This is a genomic window from Kinneretia sp. DJ1R-11, from assembly GCF_025717595.1.
In the GTDB taxonomy this organism is placed as follows: Bacteria; Pseudomonadota; Gammaproteobacteria; order Burkholderiales; family Burkholderiaceae_C; genus Paucibacter_A.
This window is the reverse complement of the sequence record NZ_JAJIRR010000041.1, coordinates 1-1,335: the sequence shown is the minus strand read 5'-3', so window position 1 is coordinate 1,335 and position 1,335 is coordinate 1. Positions and strand designations below refer to the sequence as shown.

Here is a 1,335-nt window from a genome sequence, read left to right as displayed (position 1 = left end):
GCCCGGCTTGCCGGGTGACGTCCTCTCGATTGAAGGGTTAGGCGGACGACGCGCCACGGGGCTAGCTCTTTGTGGGCACATTGAACTTGAGTGCGGCGGCCACCGCTCGCTCCGCTTGGAGGGATGACTTGACTGCTTCAATGACCGAAGGGTGATTCAGCTGGCCACAGTGCGCTAACGTGACGGCTGAGTCGGTTGAGATTAGCAAGGGATTTTTCAGCTGCGTCGCCAGCGCTGAAATGGTGGCTTCCTCAAGTGTTCCGATACTCGCTAATGCGTGAGCCGCATAGTTGCACCCGATAGACAGAGCATCTCGGATGTACGGTTCGAGCGGCTTTGACAATGGGCCCATTCGACCGGCTGCAACAAGCGCGCAATCAAGCGGAGTGCCGAGCTTGATGTAGGGAACACCAAAGGCATTCTTCGCTTCACCTGAGAAGAGTGACCTGAGCACTGGAATGGCTTCGGCTCCTCTGGCAGCCAACTCGGTGGTGGCCCTGGCTCGCGTGGCGGGTTGCAAGAACTCTTCAAACACTGGATCAGGTTGCATCTTCGGCCGCCTAACGTTGAAGCTAACCGGCCCGCGACGGCAGGACGCCGAAGGGACAGAATGAAATGAGGCCCGCAGGCGGCGTGCCGTTGCGGGTCCGGTTGAGCGAAGGGTTAGGCCGCAGGCGTCTTACGCGCGCGCTTGAGCGCACCTACAATCATGATTCCGGCGCCGAGCAGCACAGCCGTGCTTGGTTCGGGAACAGGCTGTGGAACTGCCCTCACGAGAATGGTTGTCAAGTTCGAACTACCGAGATCCCATGCGTCGGCCCACGTACCGGCAGCAGAAGCGAATCCGTCCCCGTAGACGTCGACTGAGAAGGTGGCATGCCCAAGTAGCCCATTGGCAGACAGCGCTTCGTCTCCATACAGCACGCTTCCGCCTATTAGGGTAGATCCAAGGTAGCACAAATTGCACCCAAGATGCTCCATCAGCGTTAGCACACCTGGCGCATTGGATCGCGTCCGCGGTGGCCCAACAACTATGCCGACGCTTGAGAAGAGCTGCTCGAGTTCTGGCCGGGTGGCGGCGCGAAATCCCCGTGAAGCCCAGCCTCCTGCGCCCAGCTCGATAGCGCGGAACGTAAGTCCGCTTGTCGCGGTGATGTCGAGCCATTGAAGCTGGGTCGACGTATCAAGAGTTAGAAGGCCGTCGCCAATAGCGGTCAAATCCTGGTCCACGAACGCTGCGCTTGCGGTGCAGTTGATGCACACAAGCGCTGCCGCCATGACGGCAGAGGCAATTTTTCTCATGAGTAACCTCCCTTTGTAGAATGGAAATTTGGA

2 protein-coding genes are annotated in these 1,335 nt (G+C 59.0%); both read right to left on the bottom strand.

From position 1 onward, the window contains the following. Nucleotides 1-61: 61 nt before the first annotated feature. Nucleotides 62-550 (bottom strand): hypothetical protein, encoded by a 489-nt coding sequence (locus tag LNV23_RS23805; protein WP_263565234.1) that lies wholly within the window; start codon nucleotides 548-550, stop codon nucleotides 62-64. A gap of 113 nt (nucleotides 551-663) precedes the next feature. Continuing rightward, on the bottom strand, nucleotides 664-1,335 hold a 672-nt coding region (locus LNV23_RS23800; RefSeq protein ID WP_263565233.1), incomplete at its 5' end, for a PEP-CTERM sorting domain-containing protein.

Excerpts from the sequence above, each read along its gene's own strand:
- LNV23_RS23805 (WP_263565234.1), bottom strand. The coding sequence starts at position 550 with ATGCAACCTGATCCAGTGTTTGAAGAGTTCTTGCAACCCGCCACGCGA.